This is a genomic window from Marmoricola sp. RAF53 (genome assembly GCF_052114005.1).
GTDB lineage: Bacteria > Actinomycetota > Actinomycetes > Propionibacteriales > Nocardioidaceae > Marmoricola.
Window position 1 is genome coordinate 80,385 of the sequence record NZ_JBFRDX010000013.1, and the last position, 15,507, is coordinate 95,891.

Annotated in this window: 17 protein-coding genes; 9 read left to right on the forward strand and 8 right to left on the reverse strand. The window is 72.0% G+C overall.

Features of this window, described 5'->3' with window-relative positions:
- Positions 1–4 precede the first annotated feature (4 nt).
- Positions 5–1,342 (reverse strand): type I glutamate--ammonia ligase, encoded by a 1,338-nt coding sequence (glnA, locus tag AB4Y76_RS13145; protein ID WP_441925933.1) that lies wholly within the window; start codon positions 1,340–1,342, stop codon positions 5–7.
- 115 nt (positions 1,343–1,457) lie between these two features.
- Positions 1,458–2,837: an FAD-binding oxidoreductase gene (locus AB4Y76_RS13150; protein ID WP_441925935.1), complete on the reverse strand. Its 1,380-nt coding sequence runs from the start codon at positions 2,835–2,837 to the stop codon at positions 1,458–1,460.
- A gap of 173 nt (positions 2,838–3,010) precedes the next feature.
- On the opposite strand from AB4Y76_RS13150, the gene AB4Y76_RS13155 reads away from it, so the two are divergent.
- A complete protein-coding gene (locus AB4Y76_RS13155) occupies positions 3,011–4,132 on the forward strand; it encodes a LuxR C-terminal-related transcriptional regulator (protein WP_441925937.1) in 1,122 nt (373 codons plus the stop codon).
- On the opposite strand, the gene AB4Y76_RS13160 is transcribed toward AB4Y76_RS13155, so the two are convergent.
- Positions 4,116–4,814 (reverse strand): type 1 glutamine amidotransferase, encoded by a 699-nt coding sequence (locus tag AB4Y76_RS13160; protein WP_441925939.1) that lies wholly within the window; start codon positions 4,812–4,814, stop codon positions 4,116–4,118. The two genes, AB4Y76_RS13155 and AB4Y76_RS13160, sit on opposite strands and share 17 nt — an antisense overlap.
- Before the next feature lie 52 nt (positions 4,815–4,866).
- On the reverse strand, positions 4,867–6,942 hold the full coding sequence (locus AB4Y76_RS13165; protein WP_441925941.1) for an NAD(+) synthase: 2,076 nt from the start codon (positions 6,940–6,942) through the stop codon (positions 4,867–4,869).
- Positions 6,943–7,274: 332 nt separating this feature from the next.
- Here AB4Y76_RS13165 and AB4Y76_RS13170 point away from each other — a divergent pair, with 332 nt between their 5' ends.
- The 7 genes from AB4Y76_RS13170 (at position 7,275) to AB4Y76_RS13200 (ending at position 12,824) form a co-directional block, all read left to right on the forward strand.
- Positions 7,275–8,615, forward strand: a complete 1,341-nt coding sequence (locus tag AB4Y76_RS13170) for a DUF222 domain-containing protein (RefSeq protein WP_441925943.1) — start codon at positions 7,275–7,277, stop codon at positions 8,613–8,615.
- A 211-nt stretch (positions 8,616–8,826) separates the two neighbouring features.
- Entirely contained in the window at positions 8,827–9,114 is a 288-nt protein-coding gene (locus AB4Y76_RS13175) for a DUF1330 domain-containing protein (protein WP_441925945.1), read from the forward strand.
- Position 9,115: 1 nt separating this feature from the next.
- A complete protein-coding gene (locus AB4Y76_RS13180) occupies positions 9,116–9,439 on the forward strand; it encodes an antibiotic biosynthesis monooxygenase family protein (protein WP_441925947.1) in 324 nt (107 codons plus the stop codon).
- Complete coding sequence (locus AB4Y76_RS13185; RefSeq protein ID WP_441925949.1) at positions 9,436–9,999, forward strand: GNAT family N-acetyltransferase; 564 nt, start codon at positions 9,436–9,438, stop codon at positions 9,997–9,999. The genes AB4Y76_RS13180 and AB4Y76_RS13185 overlap by 4 nt, the downstream gene beginning before the upstream one ends.
- A 103-nt stretch (positions 10,000–10,102) precedes the next feature.
- Complete coding sequence (gene panB, locus AB4Y76_RS13190) at positions 10,103–10,984, forward strand: 3-methyl-2-oxobutanoate hydroxymethyltransferase (protein WP_441925951.1); 882 nt, start codon at positions 10,103–10,105, stop codon at positions 10,982–10,984.
- Between the two features lie 2 nt (positions 10,985–10,986).
- On the forward strand, positions 10,987–11,640 hold the full coding sequence (locus AB4Y76_RS13195; RefSeq protein WP_441925953.1) for a class I SAM-dependent methyltransferase: 654 nt from the start codon (positions 10,987–10,989) through the stop codon (positions 11,638–11,640).
- Between the two features lie 26 nt (positions 11,641–11,666).
- On the forward strand, positions 11,667–12,824 hold the full coding sequence (locus AB4Y76_RS13200) for a PQQ-dependent sugar dehydrogenase (protein WP_441925955.1): 1,158 nt from the start codon (positions 11,667–11,669) through the stop codon (positions 12,822–12,824).
- A gap of 33 nt (positions 12,825–12,857) precedes the next feature.
- On the opposite strand, the gene AB4Y76_RS13205 is transcribed toward AB4Y76_RS13200, so the two are convergent.
- Both AB4Y76_RS13205 and AB4Y76_RS13210 read right to left on the reverse strand, forming a co-directional pair.
- Positions 12,858–13,061 carry a hypothetical protein gene (locus AB4Y76_RS13205; protein ID WP_441925957.1) on the reverse strand — a complete coding sequence of 68 codons (204 nt, stop codon included), beginning with the start codon at positions 13,059–13,061 and terminating at the stop codon, positions 12,858–12,860.
- A 65-nt stretch (positions 13,062–13,126) separates the two neighbouring features.
- On the reverse strand, positions 13,127–13,318 hold the full coding sequence (locus AB4Y76_RS13210; RefSeq protein WP_441925959.1) for a hypothetical protein: 192 nt from the start codon (positions 13,316–13,318) through the stop codon (positions 13,127–13,129).
- Positions 13,319–13,341: 23 nt separating this feature from the next.
- Here AB4Y76_RS13210 and map point away from each other — a divergent pair, with 23 nt between their 5' ends.
- Positions 13,342–14,190 (forward strand): type I methionyl aminopeptidase, encoded by an 849-nt coding sequence (gene map, locus AB4Y76_RS13215; RefSeq protein ID WP_441925961.1) that lies wholly within the window; start codon positions 13,342–13,344, stop codon positions 14,188–14,190.
- A 14-nt stretch (positions 14,191–14,204) separates the two neighbouring features.
- Here the strand turns inward: map and AB4Y76_RS13220 are convergent, their stop codons facing one another.
- Both AB4Y76_RS13220 and AB4Y76_RS13225 read right to left on the reverse strand, forming a co-directional pair.
- On the reverse strand, positions 14,205–14,972 hold the full coding sequence (locus AB4Y76_RS13220; protein WP_441925963.1) for a hypothetical protein: 768 nt from the start codon (positions 14,970–14,972) through the stop codon (positions 14,205–14,207).
- Between the two features lie 53 nt (positions 14,973–15,025).
- Entirely contained in the window at positions 15,026–15,445 is a 420-nt protein-coding gene (locus AB4Y76_RS13225) for a tetratricopeptide repeat protein (RefSeq protein WP_441925965.1), read from the reverse strand.
- Between the last annotated feature and the right edge of the window lie 62 nt (positions 15,446–15,507).

Here is a 15,507-nt window from a genome sequence, read left to right on the forward strand (position 1 = left end):
GGCACTAGATGACCGGAAGCATCCGGTCACGCTCGAAGGCCGAGACCTGGCCGCGGTACTCCTCCCACTCCTGGCGCTTGTTGCGCAGGAAGAAGTCGTAGACGTGCTCGCCGAGGGTCTCGGCGAGCAGCTCGGAGCGCTCGGCGATCCCGATGGCGTCGTACAGGCTCTTGGGCAGCTGCTCGAGGCCCAGCGCCTTGCGCTCGCGCTCGCTGAGCGACCAGACGTCGTCCTCGGCCTCGCGCGGCAGCTCGTACTCGCCCTGCAGGCCCTTCATGCCCGCGGCCAGCACGACCGCGAACGCCAGGTAGGGGTTGCAGGCGGCGTCGATGGTGCGCAGCTCGATCCGCGTCGACTGGCCCTTGTTGGGCTTGTACATCGGCACCCGGACCATCGCGGAGCGGTTGTTGTGGCCCCAGGAGATGTACGACGGCGCCTCGCCGCCGCCGATCAGCCGCTTGTAGGAGTTGACCCACTGGTTGGTGACGCAGGTGATCTCCGCGGCGTGGTGCAGGATGCCGGCGATGAAGTGCCGCCCGGTCTTGGAGAGCTGGTACTCCGCACCGGCCTCGAAGAACGCGTTGCGGTCGCCCTCGAAGAGCGAGACGTGGGTGTGCATGCCCGAACCCGGGTGCTCGGTGAACGGCTTCGGCATGAAGCTCGCCCAGACGCCCTGGCCGAGCGCGACCTCGCGGACCACCGTGCGGAAGGTCATGATGTTGTCCGCGGTCGACAGCGCGTCCGCGTAGCGCAGGTCGATCTCCTGCTGGCCGGGGCCGCCCTCGTGGTGGCTGAACTCGACCGAGATGCCCATCGCCTCGAGCATCGTGATCGCCTCGCGGCGGAAGTCCGAGCCGGCGCTGGTCGCGGTGTGGTCGAAGTAGCCGCTCTGGTCGACCGGGACCGGCGGCTTGCCCTTCTCGAGCTGCCCCTTGAAGAGGTAGAACTCGATCTCCGGGTGGGTGTAGAAGGTGAAGCCCTGCTCGGCGGCCGACTGCAGCGTCCGCTTGAGCACGAACCGCGGGTCGGCGTACGACGCCGAGCCGTCGGGCATGGTGATGTCGCAGAACATCCGCGCGGTGGCCGGGCCGTCGCCGCGCCACGGCAGGATCTGGAACGTCGCCGGGTCCGGGTGGGCCAGCATGTCGGCCTCGGTGACGCGGGCGAAGCCCTCGATCGCGGAGCCGTCGAAGCCGATGCCCTCGCTGAAGGCCCCCTCGAGCTCGGCGGGAGCGATCGCGACCGACTTCAGGTACCCGAGGACGTCGGTGAACCAGAGCCGCACGAAGCGGACGTCACGCTCTTCGAGCGCCCGGAGTACGAAGTCTTCCTGCTTGCCCATGGGGGCAACCCTAGGGCCTGGGCATGACAAAGGTGTGACATCCGCACGGACGTGGGCAGTCGGCCCGGGAGGGGGCCGGGAAGAGGCGCCCTGCCCACGTCCGCGCGGGCGCCCGTCACCGCGGAATCGCGTGGTTCCCGAGGAAGACCCCGGCCGGGTCGACCGCGCGGGCGACCTCCCGGAGCCGGCCCCAGGCCGCCTCGTCGAAGGCGGCCGCCGGGTCGGTCGGGCGCTCGGTGAAGTTGAGGAACCGCTGCCGCCCGGTCCACGGCGCCATCCGCGCGAGCACCGACGCGATGACCTCCTCGGCGGCGGCAGCCGCGGCCGGCGTCGGCGCGACGTCGATGAGCAGCAGGGCGTGCGTCCCGTCGAGCGAGGCGAGCGCCCCGGCCCCCGGCGCGGTCCGCGCGAGTGCCCCGCCGAGCTGGCGGAGCTCGGCGATGAACGGCGCCGCCGCGGCGCCCGGGCCGACCGCGGCCAGGAACTCCTCGACCGCCCGGTCGTCGAACCGGGTGAGCAGGACGCTGTCGCCGACGCCCGGCGTCGGGTCCTCGGGATCCATGTGCAGCCGGGTCAGCGCCGCCGTCGGCATCCGCCCGAAGGTGTCCAGCTCGGGGGCCAGCGCCCGCAGCGGGGCGAGCAGCGCCTCGGCCTCCGCGTCGCCCGCCTGCACCACCCCGTCGACGACCAGCACCTGCCGGCCGCGCAGGAAGTCCGGCAGCTCGGCGATCGGCGGGAAGCGGAGCGCGCGCAGCGACGTCGTCACCTGCTCCGGGGCGTCGGCGCACCAGGCGGCCCAGGTCCGGACGACCTCGGCGGCCTGCTCCAGCGGCCACAGCAGCATGCCGGCGTACACCTCCGCGATCGGGAGGAGCCGGACCTCGACCATGGTGACGACGCCGAAGTTGCCGCCGCCGCCGCGCAGCGCCCAGAACAGGTCGGCGTTCTCGCGCTCGTCGGCGCGGACGACCTCGCCGTCGGCGGTCACCACGTCGATGCTGACCAGGTTGTTGCAGGCCAGTCCGTGGCTGCGCGCGTACCAGCTCAGGCCGCCGCCGAGGCTGTAGCCGACCACGCCGACGTCGGGGGCGGACCCGTGCATCGCGGTCAGCCCGTGCGGGGCAGCCGCCTCGACGACGTCCTGCCAGCAGGCGCCGGCCTCGACCCGGGCGACCCGGTTGACCGGGTCGACGTGGACGCCGCGGAGCTCACCGGTGCGCACCAGGACGGTGTCGGCGAGCCGGTGCTGGGCGAGCACGGCGGCCGCGTGCCCGGTGCTCTGGGTGGTCACCCGCATCCCGGCGCGGGCGGCGGTGCGGACGACCCGGCGGACCTGCTCGACCGAGCGCGGCACGGCGACCGCGGCCGGGCGCAGCGAGACGGCCGCGTTCCAGTTGGCGCGGGCGCGGTCGTAACCGGGCTCGCCGGGCAGGTGGACGAAGTCGCCGCACTCGGCGCGCAGGTCGGTGATGCTCCCGTCGGTGGTGATGCTCATGGTTGTTCCTTCTTCTCGGGTTCTCGTCGTGGCTGACGTCCGGAAGCCTGCGGGGCCGCGACCGCCGCGGACCATCCCCACCGCCCGGGGACCTGCGGCCCGGGGGCACCGGGATTCCAGGACCCCAGAAATGTGGGATCCCCAACGCGGCCCGATTCGGCCACACTGGTTCCATGGCCCTGGATCTCACCGCGCAGCGCGTCCTGCGCGACGTCGAGGTCGTGTCGCGGGCCGGGCTGGAGCTGGAGCCCTTCCTGGACGAGGCGCTGACCTCGATCCAACGGGCGGTCCCCCACCTCGGCGCCTGCGTCGGCACGGTCGACCCGAGCACGCTGCTGCTCACCGGCACGCTGAAGTTCGGCGACCTGCACGGGCAGGACAGCCACGACCACGAGTGGGGCCTGATCGAGTACGGCGAGTGGGAGGACACCACCTTCATCGAGCTCGCGCACCGCGCCGTCCCCTCGACCGCCGTCCGCTCGGTCGACCCCGGGTCCTACCGGCTCAACGAGTTCATGGTGCCGCGCTACGGGTACACCGACGAGATCCGCACGGTGCTGCGCGACCACGGCCAGGTGTGGGGCGCGATCGCGATGTTCCGGGCCGACGGGCAGCCCGCCTTCGACGACCACGACGTCGAGCTGCTCTCCGCGCTGTCCGAAACCATGTCGGTCGGCATGCGGCTCGGTCTGCTCTGCCGACTGGCCGAGGTTCCCGAGGTCCCGCCGACCGGTCCCGCGGTGGTGATGGTCGACTCCGCGAACCGCATCGTGCAGCGCAGCACCGGGGCGGAGCACCGGCTCGACCAGCTCAAGATCGCCGACCACCAGACCGAGCCGACCGGCATCCTCGCCGCGCTCGTCGGCTCCGCCCGGCGCTACGCCCGCGGCGAGACGACCCAGCCGCCGCGCTGCCGGGTGCGCAGCCGCGACGGGATCTGGCTGGTGCTGCACGCCAGCCCGATGACCGCGCGGGACGGCGGCGCCGGCGACGTCGTGATCACCATCGAGGAGGCCAGGCCGCCGGAGATCGTGCCGCTCGTGGTCGCCGCCTTCGACCTGACCGAGCGCGAGCGCGCCGTCACCGAGCGGGTCCTCCAGGGGCTCGACACCAAGGAGATCGCGGCGTCGTTGCACCTGTCGGCGTACACGGTGCAGGACCACCTGAAGTCGGTCTTCGAGAAGGCCTCGGTGCGGAGCCGGCGCGAGCTGATCGCCCGGGTCTACTTCGACCAGTACGTCCCGCGGATGGGCACCGACATCGGACCGGACGGCTGGTTCACGACGGCCGGCTGACGCACAGCCGCGCGAACGCCGTCGCGACCGGCCGCCAGGCCGCCAGCAGGGCGTCCCGCTCCGCGGCGAACGCGGCCAGGAAGTCCGCGACGTCCACGCCGTCCTCCTCCGCCCAGGTCGCCAGCACCACCTCGTCGACCTCGGGGTGCGACTGGATCCCCCAGGCGCGGTCGGCGAAGCGCAGCGCCTGGACCTCGCCGCCGGGAGCGGTGGCCAGCACCGTGGCCGCCGGCGGCGGGGCGAGGACGACGTCGTCGTTCCAGTGCGCGACGCGGGCCGGTCGCGCCGCGAACACCGGGTCCGCCGCCGCGGCCTCGGACCAGTCGACCGCGAGCAGGCCGCGCTGGGTTCCGGCCGGGTTGACCGCCACACCTCCGCCGAGCGCGTCCGCGACGATCTGGTGCCCGAGGCAGATCCCGAGCACCGGCACTCCCCCGGCGACCGCCGCCCGCACCAGCTCCTTGGTCGGGCCCAGCCAGGGAGTGGCCTGCTCGTCGGTGGCGTTCATCGAGCCGCCGAGGACGAGCAGGCCGGCATGTCCGGCCAGGTCGGCGGGCAGGACGTCACCCCGGTAGGGCCGGCGGAGGTCGAGCACGACGCCCGCCGCCTCGATCCAGGTGCCGAACCAGGCCGGGGGGCAGTCGTCCTGGTGCTGGACGACGAGGACCGGGCGGCTCGTCACTTCTCCGGGCTCACTTCTCAGGGCTCACTTCTCCGGGCTCACTTCTCAGGGCTCACTTCTCAGGAACGTGCTCGAGGTCAGCCAGCCAGGCCCGGGCATTCGCGTCCGACGGCATCCGCCAGTCACCGCGCGGCGACAGCGATCCACCTGCGGCGACCTTGGGCCCGTTGGGCAGCGCCGAGCGCTTGAACTGGCTGAACCCGAAGAACCGGTTCACGAAGACGCCGAGCCACTTCTTGATCGTGGGCAGGTCGTAGCCGATCCGACGCGCCTCCGGGAAGCCCGGCGGCCACGCGCCCGCGTCGGGTTCGGACCAGGCGTGCCGGGCCAGGAAGGCGATCTTGCTCGGCCGGAACCCGTGCCGCAGCACGTAGTAGAGCGTGAAGTCCTGGAGCGCGTAGGGGCCCACGCTGGCCTCGGTGCTCTGCGGGACCTCGCCCTCCCGCGTCGGGATCAGCTCCGGGGTGATCTCCTGCTCGACGATCTCGGTGAGCACGTCGTCGACGTCGGAGCCCTCGCCGTGCTCGTCGCGGAACTGTCCGCTGCTGACCACCCAGCGGATCAGGTGCTGGATGAGCGTCTTCGGCACCCCGGTGTTCACCGCGTAGTGCGACATCTGGTCGCCGACGCCGTACGTGCACCAGCCGAGCGCCAGCTCGGAGAGGTCGCCGGTGCCGAGCACGATCCCGCCGCGGTGGTTGGCGATCCGGAACAGGTAGTCCGTCCGCAGCCCGGCCTGGACGTTCTCGAAGGTGACGTCGTAGACGTCCTCGCCCTCGGCGCTGTGCTCATCCATGAACGGGTGGTCGAGGTCCGCGAGCATCTGCCTCGCGGCGGGCCGGATGTCGAGCTCCTCGAAGGAGACGCCGAGCGCCTTGCAGAGCCGGGTCGCGTTGCTCTTGGTGTAGTCGCTCGTCGCGAAGCCCGGCATCGTGTAGGCGAGGATGTCGCTGCGCGGCCGGCCGAGCCGGTCCAGCGCCTTCGCCGCGACGATCAGCGCGTGCGTCGAGTCCAGACCCCCGCTGACGCCGATGACGATCTTCGGCTGCCCGATGGAGCGGAGCCGCTGCTCCAGGCCGGAGACCTGGATGTTGTACGCCTCGTAGCAGTCCAGAGCCAGCCGTGCCGGGTCGTCGGGCACGAACGGGAACCGGTCGACGCTACGGAGCAGGCCGATGTCGCCCGTCGGCGGGTCGAGGGTGAAAGCGACCCGGCGGTGCGAGTCGGTGCCCTGTCCCTCGAACCTCCGGTTGTCCTCGAAGGTCCCCTGCCGCAGCCGCTCCTGGCGGATCCGGTCGAGGTCGACGTCGACCACGCAGCGGCGCGCGCCTTCCGGGAACCGCTCGGTCTCCCCCAGGAGGTCGCCGCACTCGTAGACCATCGTCTGGCCGTCCCAGGAGAGATCGGTGCTCGACTCCCCCTCCCCGGCCGCGGCGTAGACGTAGGCGGCCAGGCAGCGCGCGCTCGCACTGCGCACCAGCAGCCGCCGGTCCTCGGCGCGTGCCACGGTGATCGGCGAACCGGACAGGTTGGCGAGCACGCTCGCGCCCGCGAGCGCCGCCGAGGCGCTCGGCGGGATCGGCACCCACATGTCCTCGCAGATCTCGACGTGCAGGGCGAGTCCGGGAACGTCGTCAGCCTCGAAGATCAGGTCCGGACCGAACGGGTAGTACTCGCCGAGCAGCTCGATACCTTCGCCGAACTCGTGCGAGCCGGACGCGTAGTGGCGGGCCTCGTAGAACTCCCGGTAGGTCGGCAGGTGGCCCTTCGGCACGACACCGAGGACCCGGCCGCGGTGCACCACGACCGCGCAGTTGTAGAGCCGGTTGCCCTTGAGCAGCGGCGCCCCGACCACCAGCACCGGACCGAGGTCCTCGCTCGCCGCGACGATCTGCTCGATCGCCGCCCCGACGGCCTCGATGACCACGTCCTGCATCACCAGGTCGTCGATCGCGTACCCGGTCAGGCAGAGCTCCGGGAAGACCGCGACCGCGACCCCGTCGTCGTGGCACGCCCGGGCCTGCTCGAGCACGCTCGCGGCGTTGGTCACAGGGTCGGCGATGGCCACGGGGATCGTGCACGCGGCGACCCGCGCGAACCCGTGCGCGTAACAGGAGTCGAAGTCCACCCCACCAGTCTCCCGGATCGGGCGAGAAAAGGTCGAGCGCGGGCCGAACCGGTGGTTGAGGAGGTCGCGCAGCGACCGTCTCGAAACCCACCCGCCGGTGGTTGAGGAGGTCGCGCAGCGACCRTCTCGAAACCCACCCGCCGGTGGTTGAGGAGGTCGCGCAGCGACCATCTCGAAACCCACCCGCCGGTGGTTGAGGAGGTCGCGCAGCGACCATCTCGAAACCCACCCGCCGGTGGTTGAGGAGGTCGCGCAGCGACCGTCTCGAAACCGCTTGTGGACAAGCCGATTCCAGAACCGAAACTGTCGGTGCCGATCCGTAGATTCCTCCCATGACCTCGGGTACGACGGACGCCGCCGCTGTGCTGGCGTCTGCGCGCCGACACCGGTCGGAGGCCGACGCGGCGGAGGTCCGTCTCTTCCTCGACGCGCTCGCCTGGGCTCACGCCCACACCGTGGAGGACGCCTCGGACTGTGCGACCTGGGGTGACTCCCCGATCCCGCTGGCCGGGGAAGGCGCACCGCTGGTCAGCGAGTTCTGCGTCACCGAACTTGCCGCCGCGTTGGGCATGTCCGATCACGCCGGCCGCGCGCTGATCGCCTCTGCTCTGGAGATCGCCCACCGGCTGCCCCGGATCTTCCACCGCGTCCAGACCGGCACCCTGCAGGTCTGGCGCGCCCGCCGCATCGCCGAACGCACCCTCGCCCTGTCCCCCGAGGCGGCGCTGCACGTCGACCGGTACCTCGCCCGCACCGCCCACCGCATCGGGCTGGCCGCCACCGAGCGGTTGATCGACGAAGCCATCGCGACCCACATGCCCGACCACGCCCGTCAGCTCGCCGAACAAGCCGCCGACCAGCGCCACGTCCGCATCGACCACCAGCAGGTCTCCTTCGCCGGCACCAGCCTGTTCGGCGGCGAACTCGACCTCGTCGACGCCCAAGACCTCGACACCCGACTCTCCGTCGACGCCGCCGACCTCAAGGAATGGGGCTGCGACCTCCCCCTCGACGTGCGCCGCGCGATGGCGCTGGGCAACCTCGCCCGCGGCGAAACCCCACTCCCGACAGCCCCCGCGAACCGGGCCCGGAGCGAGGAACCGGTCGTCGAGCAGCGGTCGTCGAGCCTGTCGAGACGGCGCGAGGAAGACAGGGCCCGGGCCACAAGCCGACCCATCACCCTCTACCTCCACCTCGATCCCCGCAACCCGTTCGGAAGTCTGGAGAACCGCGGCCCGCACCTGATCACGCGCGAGCAGATCGAGCAGTGGCTCAACGCCCCCGGAGCCCAGATCACGATCCGCCCGGTCCTCGACCTCAACCAAGAGGTCTCCACGCAGGCGTACGAGCCGACCGACCGGATCCGCGAACACGTCATCCTGCGCGATCGCACGTGTGTGTTCCCGTACTGCACCCGGCGAGCCCGCGCCTGCGACCTCGACCACATCGAGCCCTACGACCCCGACGGCCCGAAGAACCAGACCCGCACCTCGAATCTGGCCGCGCTCTGTCGCCACCACCATCGGCTCAAGACCCACGGCGGCTGGCGCTACCAAGCCGAACGACCCGGCGCCTACCGCTGGCGCTCACCGCTCGGCTACACCTACCTCCGCGACCAAACCGGCACGAGACAGCTCACCCCTCGACCCGTCGACCCACCCGGCATCTGTTGACGCCTCGCACCCGGTCAGGATTGCCGCTTCGCCTGGTGCCGTTCCTTGAGCTCGCCCACCCGCACTGCGTGCGTGGACGTGAGCGCCCGCGCCTCGTCCTCGGTCAACCGCACCACGACGGACGTGCCCGTCGGCCGGGGAGATCAGGCTGCGCGCGGATGCGCTCCGGACCCAGGCGTCCACGACGAACACCTCCTGGCACGATGACCCCATGACTGCGTACTGGGTGAGCGTGTACCGCGACATCAGCGACGACGACAAGATGGCCGCCTACGCCCGGCTCGCGGCGCCCGCGCTGACCGGGGCCGGCGGCCGGTTCATCGCCCGCGGGCTGCCCGAGCAGACCTACGAGGCCGGCGAATCGGGCCGTGTCGTGCTCATCGAGTTCGACTCCGTCGAGGCCGCCCGGGCCGCGCACGACAGCGCGCCGTACCAGGAGGCGCTGGCCGCGCTGGACGGCGCCGCGGTCCGCGACATCCGGATCGTCCCCGGCGCCTGACGTGACCGGCATCGCCGCGCTGCCGGAGCCGCCGTACACGGCGGTCATCTTCAGCAACCTGCGCACCGAGGGCGACCAGGGGTACGCCGTCATGGGCGCCCGGATGCAGGAGCTCGCGAAGGCGCAGCCCGGCTACCTCGGCTACGAGTCGGCCCGCGACGCCGACGGGTTCGGCATCACCGTCTCCTACTGGGCCGACGACCACGCCGCACGCGCCTGGAAGCAGGTGCACGAGCACGCGATCGCGCAGCAGCGCGGCCGCGAGGTCTGGTACGCCGACTACCAGGTCCGGGTCGCCACCGTCGGTCGCGCCTACGGCCCGTGACCCCTCCGGCGACGCCGCCCGTCCTCCGCACCGAACGCCTCGTCCTGCGCCAGTGGCGCGAGCAGGACCGGGACCCGTTCGCGGCGCTGAACGCGGATCCCCGGGTGATGGAGTTCTTCCCGGCGTGTCCGACGCGCGCGGAGTCCGACGCGCTCATCGACCGGCACCGCGCGCTGCTGGCGGCCGGTGAGCCCGGCCTGTTCGCGGTCGAGGTCGCCGCGACCGGCACGTTCATCGGCTTCGTCGGTCTCGCCGTCCCGCGGTTCGAGGCGGCGTTCACCCCGTGCGTGGAGATCGGCTGGCGGCTGGCCCGCGACGCCTGGGGGCACGGTTACGCCTCCGAGGCGGCCCGGACGGTCCTCACCCACGCCTTCGAGGACCTCGGCCTGCCCGAGGTCGTCTCGTTCACCGCCGCGGTCAACCTGCGCTCCCGCGCCGTGATGGAACGGATCGGCCTGACCCGGGACCCGGCCGACGACTTCGACCACCCGCTGCTGGCGCCGGACAGCCCACTGCTGCGGCACGTGCTCTACCGCGGCAGGAGATCGGCCCAGCCGTGAGCAGCGCCACACGGGCGAACCGCGCAGAACGGGTCTAGCGTTGATCCCGGTCCGGGGACTCCGTCAGGGAGCCTCGAGAGCGAACACACGAAGGAGCTCGACGATGAGCGAGAGCAGCAACCCCGAGGTCGCGGCGCCGTACGGCACCGGCGCGGCCCGGAAGGACGGATCGGCACCGGAGGCGACGCCCCGGAAGCGGATCCGCACGCACCACCTGCGCGAGATGAAGGAGCGCGGCGAGAAGTTCGCCATGCTCACGGCCTACGACATGTACACCGCCGCCACCTTCGACGACGCGGGCATCGAGGTCCTCCTCGTCGGCGACAGCGCGTCGAACAACGTCCTCGGCAACGAGACCTCGCTGCCGATCACGGTCGAGGAGCTGATCCCGCTGACCCGGGCCGTCGCCCGGTCGGCGCACCACGCGCTGGTCGTCGGCGACCTGCCGTTCGGGTCCTACCAGCGCTCGCCGGAGCAGGCCTACGACACCGCGGTCCGGTTCATGAAGGAGGGCGGCGCGCACTGCGTGAAGCTCGAGGGCGGTCGCGAGATGACCGGTCAGATCGAGCTGCTCACCCACGGCGGCGTCCCGGTGATGGCGCACATCGGCTTCACCCCGCAGAGCGAGCACGCCCTCGGCGGCTACCGGGTCCAGGGCCGCGGCGACGCCGCGCAGCGGATCCTCGCCGACGCCAAGGCGGTCGAGGCCGCGGGCGCGTTCGCGGTCGTCATGGAGATGGTCCCCGGCGACGTCGCCGCGCAGGTGACCCGCGAGCTCAGCATCCCGACGATCGGGATCGGCGCCGGCAACGGCTGCGACGGCCAGGTCCTCGTCTGGCAGGACGCGTTCGGCCTGCGCACCGGCAAGATGGCCCGCTTCGTGAAGCAGTACGCCGACCTGCACAGCGTCCTCAAGGGCGCCGCCGAGGCGTACGCCGCCGACGTGAAGGCCGGCACCTTCCCCGGTCCGGAGCACACGTTCTGAGCATGGCCGACCACCCGCACGGCCAGTCGGAGGACGCCGACATGTTCGGCCAGGCGACCTGGGACGCCCGCTACGGCGGACCGGACCGGGTCTGGAGCGGGAACCCGAACCCGCGCCTGGTCGAGCAGGTCGCCGACCTGCCCGCCGGTGACGCCCTCGACGTCGGTGCCGGCGAGGGCGCCGACGTCGTCTGGCTGGCCCGCCGCGGCTGGCGGGTGACCGCCCTCGACGTGTCCCCGGTCGGGCTCGGACTCGTCGCCGAGCACGCCGCCGAGTCGGGCGTCGCCGACCTGGTCACCACGGTGCACCACGACCTCCTCGACGAGGCTCCCCTGCCCGGCGGCTTCGACCTGGTCTCGGCGCAGTTCGTGCACCCGCCCCTCGACCGGTTCGACGCGGTGTTCCGTGCGATCGGCGCCGCGGTCCGGCCCGGCGGCACCCTGCTGGTCGTCGGCCACCACCCCGACGACCACACCACCGGGCTGCGTTCCGGGCACGGGCACGGCGCCCTGCTCTTCACCCCCGAGAAGGTCGTCGCGGCACTCGACCCGGACGAGTGGGAGGTCGTGCTCGCCGAGGCGCAGACCCGGCCCTCGCACCGGCCGGACGGACCGGCCACGGCGACGGACTCGGTGGTGCGTGCCGTCCGGCGATGACCAACGTCGAGGCGTACCGTCGGAGGATGCGCCGTCCCGTCGCTCTCGCGGTCCTGACCTGCTCGCTCGCCCTGGTCGCCAGCCTCCTCGCCACCGCTCCCGGGGTGGGCGCACCCGCCGGACCCGGCCGCGCGGCGGCGTACCCGGCCCTCCGGGTGACCACGCAGGTCCCGGGGCTGCAACAGCCCTGGGACGTGCAGGTGCTGCCCGGCCCGCGCTACCTGGTCACCGAACGGGACAGCCGGCGGCTGCTGATCCGGTTCCACGGCAGGACCCACCGGGTCCGGTTCCCGTCGGGCCGGGTGTGGACCTCCGGGGAGACCGGGCTGATGTCGGTCGCCGTCGACCCGCGGTTCCGGAAGAACCGGCGGATCTACACCTGCCAGGGCGCGACGACCGCCACCGGGCACGACGTCCGGATCGTCGCCTGGCGGATGAACGCGCGCTACACCGCGGTCCGGAGGGCGCGCTTGCTGCTCACCGGACTGCCCGCGTCCTCCGGTCGGCACGGCGGCTGCCGGCTGCTGATCGCCCGCAGCGGCGCGCTCCTCGTCGGCACCGGCGACGCGGCCGTGTCCGGCAACCCGCAGAACCTGGACTCGCTCGGCGGCAAGGTGCTCCGCCTCAACCGGATGACCGGGCGGCCGTGGCCCGGCAACCCGTTCGCCTCGTCGTCCTCGCTGCGCCGCCGGTACGTGCTCAACTACGGCCACCGCAACGTCCAGGGGCTCGCCCAGCGTGCCGACGGGACCGTCTGGTCGGTCGAGCACGGGCCGGACCGCGACGACGAGATCAACCTGGTCACCTCGGGTGGCAACTACGGCTGGGCGCCCGGCCCGGGCTACGACGAGTCCGTGCCGATGACCGACTTCGGCCTGCCCGGACCGCAGGTCGCGGCCCGGTGGAGCTCGGGGTTCCCGACGCTCGCCACCTCCGGCGCGGCCTGGGTGCACGGCAGCAGGTGGGGCTCGTACGACGGCACCCTCGCGGTCGCGGCCCTCAAGGCCGGCCGGCTGATGTTCTTCCGGTTCAGCGCGAACGGCACGTTCCGGTCGATGCGCACCCCGCCGGCCCTGACGCGCTTCGGGCGGCTGCGCTCGGTCACCCGGGCTCCCAACGGGGACCTGCTGGTCACGACCGCGAACGGCAGCGGCGACCGGGTCCTGCGGGTCTCACCGCGCTGACGCGACGGGGCCTCGCGGGCCTCGAACCCGGGCCTACCGCCAGGCGAGCACGAAGCCGGCGTACACGACGAGCGAGAGCACGCCGAGGACGAGCACCCGGGTCGGCTTGGTCATGAACGAGCGGCAGGCCAGCACGAACAGCACCGACCAGATCACGAACTGCGGCACCGCGCCCGCGGCGCCGTACAGCGGCCAGGTGCCGAAGACCAGGAACAGGCTGGAGACCAGCAGCACCATCCCGACGAAGGAGTTCCGGTAGGCCCGGATGTCCTGACCCAGGGCGGGCGGCCGCTCGCCGGTGCTCAGCTCTCACCCTTCTTGGGCTCGTTCCACTTCGGGTCGTTGTCCCACTCCTCGTTGCGCTGGGCGACCTTCTCCAGCGCGTGCGCGGCCTCGTCGGCGGTGGCGTAGGGCCCGAGCCGGTCGGCGTTCTTGCACCCCTCGCGCGGCTCGACGGTGTGGTGCTTCAGGCAGTACCAGAACTCCTCGTCCATGGGGCCAATCTAGACTCACCGCCGTGACTCCCGTATCCCCCGGCACCATCTCCGCCCGCCGTCCCGTCCCGGCGCACATCCCGCGGCCCGAGTACGTCGACAAGGCCGCGCCGGAGCGGTTCACCGGGAGCGAGGTCAAGGACGCCGAGACGATCGAGCGGATGCGGGTCGCCGGCCGGCTCGCCGCCCAGGCCCTCCAGGAGGTCGGCAGGCACGTCGTCCCGGGGGTCACCCACGACGAGCTCGACCGGATCGGGCACGAGTTCCTCCTCGACCACGGCGCCTACCCCTCGACGCTCGGCTACCGCGGTTTCCCGAAGTCGCTGTGCACCAGCGCCAACGAGGTGATCTGCCACGGCATCCCGGACAGCCGGGTCGTCGAGGACGGCGACATCGTCAACATCGACATCACCGCGTTCCTCGGCGGCGTCCACGGCGACACCAACGCCACCTTCCTCACCCCAGGCGTCTCCGAGGAGGTCCGCGACCTCGTCGACCGCACCCAGGAGGCGCTGCGGCGGGCGATCAACGCCGTCAAGCCGGGCCGTCAGGTCAACGTGATCGGCCGGGTGATCGAGTCCTACGCCAAGCGCTTCGGGTACGGAGTCGTCCGGGAGTTCACCGGCCACGGGATCGGCACGTCGTTCCACTCCGGCCTGATCATCGCCCACTTCGACGACCCGTCCTACGACACCGTCATGGAGCCGGGGATGACCTTCACCATCGAGCCGATGCTCAACCTCGGCACCCACGAGTGGGAGATGTGGGACGACGACTGGACGGTCGTGACGAAGGACGGCCGCACGTCGGCGCAGTTCGAGCACACCCTGCTGGTCACCGAGACCGGCGCGGAGATCCTGACCCTGCCCTGAGCGGTGCGTCGGCTCTACGGGCCGAGCTCGATGTTCAAGAACGTCAGCGAGAACAACGAGCCCGCGAACGAGATCAAGATCGACAACAGGATCGCCCAGCCGCCGGTGAGCCGGCGTTCGGGATGGCGCGGTGGACGTAGCAACCAGGCCGGTCCGGACATCACCAGGAACGCCGCGGTGCCGATCGGCGTCGAGATGAGCCAGAACCACGCCCATCGGGTCGCCCACCACGGCTGCGGCCCTGCGATGAGAACCGCCAGCATGCCGACGGCGAGGATCGTCGCCGGAAGCGCGAGGACCATCGGTGCGGAGAAGCCGAGGATCGTGTCGTCGACGTAGGAGCCGGATCCGCTCCGACGGATGAGCAGGTCAGGCTGGAGGTCTGTGAGTACCGCGCTGGGCGCCCGGTCGAGCGTCGTGTCCACCTCGTAGCAGGCATCCTCGTCACCGCACTCGTCCGGCTCCTGGCCACGCACCTGACCGACCGTGGTGACGTAGCGAAGGTGCCCGCGCGACCAGCGGACGTTGACGGCGGTGAACCCGGTCTCGCCCGCGAGGAGTTCGCCGTCTATCTCGACCTGGGTGACCTTGCTCGACCTCACGAGGTCGCGAAGGTCGTCCCAGTCCGCGGTCCGCTCGCCCACGAACGGCAGCGCCGCGAGCACGACTATCCAGCCGGCGATGAGCGTGAAGCGGACGAAATCCCACTTCCGTTCGTTCGTCGAGCGCTCCAGCGGCAGGCGGCCGATCGCAGTCAGATCGGGAGTGGTCGAGTCGGGCACCGCGCCACCTTAGGAGACCAAGGCCCCAAGTGTGGCGGAGTTGCCGTCCCGCCTCACACCTTTCCGGCGAGGCGCTCCACCCGGAGCACCGCGAGCTCGTGCTCGGGGTCGCCGGACATCGCCGCGGCGAGCCTCAGGTGCGGCAGCGCGTCCGCGTAGCGGGACTGCCGCTCCAGGCTGCGGCCCAGCGCGAACCGCATCCAGTCGTCGTCGGGGTTCTCGGCCACGAGCGACCGGAGCTCGTCCTCGGCCCGGGTCAGCTGCACCCGGATCAGGAACGCCCAGGCGCGCAGCATCCGCAGCCCGGTGTTCCGCGGGTCCTCGGCGAGGGCAGGCTCCAGCAGCTCCAGCGCGGCCACCGCGTCGCGGCGCCGGAGCAGGTCGAACGCCACCCGGTACGCCGACGTGAGGTCGCCGCGCTGGTCGGGGAAGATCAGCGACGGCGCCTTCAGCTCGAAGAACTCCTCGTCCATGCCCGGGCAAACGTCCGCGCCGCTCGGCGCATTCCTGACGGCGCCGGCCGGCGTTTCCTGAC